The sequence below is a fragment of the Paenibacillus sp. SAFN-117 genome (assembly GCF_051966115.1).
Classification (GTDB): Bacteria; Bacillota; Bacilli; order Paenibacillales; family NBRC-103111; genus Paenibacillus_L; species Paenibacillus_L residui.
Window position 1 is genome coordinate 1 of sequence record NZ_JBQCLK010000071.1, and the last position, 5,279, is coordinate 5,279.

6 protein-coding genes are annotated in these 5,279 nt (G+C 58.3%); all 6 read left to right on the top strand.

What is annotated here, in order from left to right:
* Positions 1 to 230 (top strand): hypothetical protein (locus ACTHRH_RS25440; RefSeq protein ID WP_440418242.1); only part of this gene is annotated, 230 nt, incomplete at its 5' end.
* An 81-nt stretch (positions 231 to 311) separates the two neighbouring features.
* The gene (gene cobT, locus ACTHRH_RS25445; RefSeq protein ID WP_440418244.1) at positions 312 to 1,379 is read left to right on the top strand and encodes a nicotinate-nucleotide--dimethylbenzimidazole phosphoribosyltransferase; all 1,068 of its coding nucleotides are present in this window, start codon (positions 312 to 314) and stop codon (positions 1,377 to 1,379) included.
* Between the two features lie 143 nt (positions 1,380 to 1,522).
* Positions 1,523 to 2,269 (top strand): bifunctional adenosylcobinamide kinase/adenosylcobinamide-phosphate guanylyltransferase, encoded by a 747-nt coding sequence (locus tag ACTHRH_RS25450; RefSeq protein ID WP_144939988.1) that lies wholly within the window; start codon positions 1,523 to 1,525, stop codon positions 2,267 to 2,269.
* Between the two features lie 25 nt (positions 2,270 to 2,294).
* Positions 2,295 to 3,287, top strand: a complete 993-nt coding sequence (gene cbiB / locus ACTHRH_RS25455) for an adenosylcobinamide-phosphate synthase CbiB (protein WP_144939990.1) — start codon at positions 2,295 to 2,297, stop codon at positions 3,285 to 3,287.
* Positions 3,263 to 4,078: an adenosylcobinamide-GDP ribazoletransferase gene (gene cobS / locus ACTHRH_RS25460; RefSeq protein ID WP_144939992.1), complete on the top strand. Its 816-nt coding sequence runs from the start codon at positions 3,263 to 3,265 to the stop codon at positions 4,076 to 4,078. Before cbiB ends, cobS begins: the two co-directional genes overlap by 25 nt.
* Before the next feature lie 29 nt (positions 4,079 to 4,107).
* Positions 4,108 to 5,202 (top strand): threonine-phosphate decarboxylase CobD, encoded by a 1,095-nt coding sequence (gene cobD / locus ACTHRH_RS25465; RefSeq protein WP_313960605.1) that lies wholly within the window; start codon positions 4,108 to 4,110, stop codon positions 5,200 to 5,202.
* Positions 5,203 to 5,279 lie beyond the last annotated feature (77 nt).

Genomic DNA, 5,279 nt, shown 5'->3' on the forward strand with positions numbered 1-5,279 from the left:
ACCTCAGTATTACATTCACCGTTAGTTCAGTCACATCATGCAATTATGCCGATTTTCGCTCTGCGAAAGTTGAGTTATTAATTCAAATGGAACAGGGAGCGTATTCCAAGGTGGAGCAAACCTGGTGCACCCTGTATAATACAAACCATAATGCAAAAGTATGGATGGGATATAAGGAAGCCAGGCAACGAGCCGAGCTTTATAGAAATCCCGGACCTCCGGGAGAATAGCGTTTCGGTTGTCCGATGTCAAACTTGGCGATTGGACACGAAGGGTTCATTCAATCACCGCATGGATAGGGGAGGAAAAGCATGGACATCATCCGACAATACATAGAACAAATCCGGCCGTTGGACGAGCAGGCGATGGAGGCTGCACAGCGAAGATTGGATTCGCTGACCAAGCCGCCGGGGAGCCTCGGCAAGCTGGAAGCCGTTGCCAGGCAGGTAGCTGGAATGACGGGTAGCTACGAGACCGGCAAGGCTGGCGAAGGAATTCTCGGCAAGAAGGCGGTGATCGTCATGGCCGGGGATCACGGAGTATGTGAAGAAGGGATCAGCGCGTTCCCGCAGGAAGTGACGCCCCAGATGGTGCAGAACTTCCTGAACGGCGGTGCAGCTGTCAATGTGCTGGCGAGACATGCCGGGGCGGAAGTGATCTGCGTCGATATGGGCGTCTGCGCCGATATGGACCATCCGGGCCTGGTCAACCGCAAGATTCGCAAGGGAACGAGCAATATGGCGAAAGGGCCGGCTATGTCGAAGCAGGAGGCGGCGCAGGCGGTGCAGGCAGGCTTCGAGCTGGTAGGCGGGTTGGCCGATCAAGGCTTCCGTTTGTTCGCAACGGGGGAGATGGGGATCGGCAATACGACGGCCAGCTCGGCGCTGCTGTCGGTGCTCGCCGGAGTCGGCCCCGATCAGGCGGCCGGCCGCGGCACCGGCATCGATGACGCCACTTGGCAGCACAAGCAGGATGTCATCCGCCGGGCGATCGAAGCGAATCGGCCCGATCCGCACGATCCGCTGGATGTGCTGGCCAAGCTGGGCGGCTTCGAGATTGCCGGCCTGGTCGGCGTCATCCTGGGGGCCGCCGCGCGCCGCTGCCCGATCGTGATCGACGGCTTCATCTCTTCCGCCGCCGCCCTGGTCGCTGCGCGGATAGCTCCATTATCCGTCGGGTATATGCTCGCGTCTCATCTGTCGCGGGAGCAGGGGCACGGCAAGCTGCTGGAAGCGATCGGCCTCGCGCCGATGATTCATATGGATATGAGGCTCGGGGAAGGGACAGGCGCGGTGCTCTGTTTCCACCTGGTAGAGGCCGCAATGAAAATCATCAATGAGATGGCGACCTTCGAAAGTGCGGGAGTATCCAAGGGCTGACCGCAAGCTGCGGCTAAAGGGTCGAATGCTGGCGGCGGAATGTCACGATTAACGGAGTCGACATTACAGGCTTGGTGGATATGTCACGACTAACCATTATTAATGGCATGGACGCAAGAATACGGTGGAGCGGAGGGACGGGAATGATCGTGTTGATAACGGGAGGAGCCCGCAGCGGCAAGAGTAAATTTGCGGAGCAGTATGCCGCCCGGCTGGGGACAAACGGCATCTACGTGGCGACCGCGCAAATTTACGATGATGAAATGGCGGACCGCGTTCGCCGGCATCGCAGCCGGCGGGATGAGGCAGGGTTTTCGTGGGTGACGCTGGAGGAGCCGTACCATTTGGCCGATATGCTGGCGAAAGACCTTGCGCGGGAACAGGCATGGACAGCCTCGAACTCCTCGGAGGGAAGGCAGGCCGATGGCGTTGTCCATGAAGATGCGCCCTTACGAGGGCGGGGGGGCCAGCCGGCTCCTTCCGGAGATGCGATAACGTTACACCGCACCCAGCCGGAAGGGAGCCCGTATGGGATTCCTGCCTCCGCTGGAAATTGTTCCGGTTCCCGGACGCAAGTCGTCTTGATAGACTGCTTGACCCTGTGGCTGTCCAACTGGCTCCTCCGCTTCGAAGGAGAACCGGATGCCGCTGAACGGGTCGAGCGGAAGATCGACGAGCTGGCGGAGGCATTGAACGGTTATCCGGGAACCGTGCTGCTCGTATCGAACGAGGTCGGAAGCGGCATCGTTCCCGAATATCCGTTGGGAAGACTGTACCGTGACTTGGCTGGCAGGATGAATCAAAGGATCGCTTCCGTCAGCCGGCAGGTCTTCCTGGTGACGGCAGGAATTGCCGTCGAATTGAAAAGCATCGCTTTCCGCTTGGATTAGCGTTGGGCTTAAGGTGGGATGAGCTCTGCTGTTATTTAGCTTGCAGGAAATATTGTGGATGCTGGCTGCGGCCATACTGCTGGACCGTTGGATCGGAGATCCCCGATGGCCCACTCACCCGGTCATTTGGATAGGCCGGTTGATCAAGCGGCTCGAGGCCGTCCTGCATCGGGAAGGGGCTTCGCCTTCACTCCCGGCCGCGGCGCTTCGCTTCCGGGGCGCCGTGCTGGCGGCGACAACGGTCACTGCATCTTTTGCCGTGCTGTGGGGGATCGTGGCGGCGGCTTCCGCCATTCATCCTTGGCTGGGCTACGCGGTCAATACATGGTTCATTTCGACCACGATTGCAATTAAAGGGCTTAAAGATGCCGCTCTGCTCGTCTATAAGCCGTTGTCTTCCGGAAATCTCGGGGAGGCGCGTACCTACGTCGGTTATATCGTAGGAAGGGATACGGACCATCTCGATGAGCGGGAAATCGCGAGAGCCGCGGTTGAGACGGTTGCCGAGAATACAGTGGATGCGGTCGTATCTCCGCTGTTCTTCGCTTTGCTCGGAGGAGCGCCGTTGGCCATGGCCTATCGGGCAGCCAATACGCTGGATTCGATGGTTGGCTATAAGAATGAGCGCTACCTTCATTTCGGCTGGTTCTCTGCCCGTCTGGACGATGTGCTTAATTGGTTTCCCGCCCGTGTGACCGGCTTGCTGCTCGTTATAGCTGCTTGGGTCACCCGCGGCATGTCGGCTCGTCGGGCATGGATGAGCATTATCCGCTTTGCCCGGCTTCATCCGAGCCCGAACAGCGGCATTCCGGAGGCGGCTGCGGCAGGAGCGATGGGAGTCCGGCTCGGCGGCCGCAACCGGTACGGCAGCGTAATCAGCGAGCGGGCGGGGATGGGCTGGCCGATACAGCCTTTGAACCGGGAGCACATTATGGGGACGGTCCTGCTGTTATACCGGACGGCGGATTTAATCTTGGGGGGAGTGGTGTGTCTGTGGATAGCGGTAATCATCGGCTAGTCGCGATTCTGCATAGCTGTGCGGCTGCTTTTCAACTGCTGACCCGGTTTCCTTGCCCGGTTGCAGTTCGCTATACCGGGGAGGTATTCCGGAGAAGCGTTCTATTCTACCCCGTAGCGGGCTTGGCCATCGGCCTCGTTCTCGCTGCTGCCGGCACATTGGCTCACGCTTGGCTGCCCGCATTTCCGGCATCCGCCGTGCTGCTGGCACTTTGGGTATTCTTGACGGGGGCGCTTCATCTGGACGGATGGATGGATACCGCCGACGGTATTCTAAGCCATCGGCCCCGGGAGCAAATGCTGGAAATTATGAAAGACAGCCGGGTCGGAGCTATGGGAGTAATAGCCGGCGTTCTTTATCTTCTGCTCAAGCTGTCCTTCCTGTATACTCTGTTGGACATGCACTGGACATGGGGGGCCGCCTTCATCATCTGCATACCGATCTGGAGCCGCGCCTTTATGGTCGCGGCCATTGTCGGCTGGCCTTATGCGCGCAGAGACAGCGGGATGGGTTCCGTATATCGTGAGGTCGGGAGCAAGCATGTCTGGTTCGTCGCCCTGCTGGCGCTTCTTCTTACAGGCGCGGTGTTTCTGCTGTTCGGCTGGGGTTGGCCTCGTATACTGGGCGGCACCGCTTTGCTGCTTGCCGTTACCGGAGTGACGGGCTGGGCCTCAGCCTCCTACCTGAACTCGAAGCTCGGCGGGTTAACCGGCGATACTTACGGTGCCGTCAACGAAGGCTGTGAGCTTTTTCAGCTTGCCGCCGTCGTCCTTATGCTGGGAACGTTATAAATGATCTTGGAATGCAAGGAGACTGAAGAATGATGCTTGAAAAATACGGTCATGGCGGAGATCTACTGACCGCGCAACAATCTTTCGGCTTGCCGGGCGATCAATTTATTGATTTCAGCTCGAACATGAATCCGTTCGGTCCGCCGGCGGCCGTTGAGCGGCTCGTTGCCGAGTACGCGAAGGAGTTGATCCGGTATCCCGATCCGGGAGTAAGGAAGCTTCGAGCCAAGCTGGCTTCCGTCTATCGGATACCGGAAGAGAGCATCCTCGTCGGCAACGGCGCCGCGGAATGCATCGATTTGGCCGTGCGGGTGCTTAGGCCGCAGATGACCGGATTGGCCCGGCCCTGCTTCTCGGAATACGAGGAGGCCATAGAGAAAACAGGGGGGAGGGTATATGACCTGCCTCTTGATCCGGAGAATGGCTTCGAGCTGCGGAAGCAGGATTTGCTGAATGCTGTTGATTGCTGCGACACGCTGTTTCTCGGTCATCCGAACAACCCGACCGGACGATTGTTAAGCAAAGAGACGCTTGCCATTCTCTCCGATTGCGGACGGAACGTTATATTGGACGAGGCGTTCGTGGACTTTGTCCCCGCAGAGGAAGAGGTCAGCCTGATTGCCCGGGCGCCGGAGGCCGAGTCGCTCATCGTTATCCGTTCGATGACGAAGTTTTATGCCGTTCCGGGGATACGGCTTGGCTTTGCCGTCGCACATCCCCGGATCGTTGAGGCGATGAGCCGTTTGCAAATTCCGTGGTCGGTCAACTCCCTGGCTCAACGGATCGGGGAGGCCGTTCTGGACGACCTGGAGTATGCGGCCGGGACCAAGGCTTGGCTGCAGGACGAACGGGCGTGGCTGTCGTCCGAGCTGACGAGGCTCGGCATGACTGTTTATTCGAGTGATACCAATTTTGTGCTGTTCTCCATTCCGGATCGGTTCGGCCAGAACGTCAAGCAATTGCAGGCAAGTATGGGGGCGCAAGGAATATTGATCCGCGATGCCTCCCTGTTTCCCGGGTTGAACGAGAAATACTGCCGGATTGCTGTCCGGTTAAGGGAAGATAACGAAGCGTTGATTGCCGGACTGAATAACGCATTAAACGGTCATTCCCGGAACAGGTAGTTTAACTTCCAAAAGCGAGGTTCAACTCCACCGTCTTTAGACGGTATCCGCTTTTAGCCCTACAGGATCTGGAAATA

Bases quoted from the DNA above. Each gene is read 5' to 3' on its own strand.
- cobT (WP_440418244.1), top strand. From the start codon at position 312: ATGGACATCATCCGACAATACATAGAACAAATCCGGCCGTTGGACGAG.
- ACTHRH_RS25450 (WP_144939988.1), top strand. From the start codon at position 1,523: ATGATCGTGTTGATAACGGGAGGAGCCCGCAGCGGCAAGAGTAAATTT.
- cobD (WP_313960605.1), top strand. From the start codon at position 4,108: ATGATGCTTGAAAAATACGGTCATGGCGGAGATCTACTGACCGCGCAA.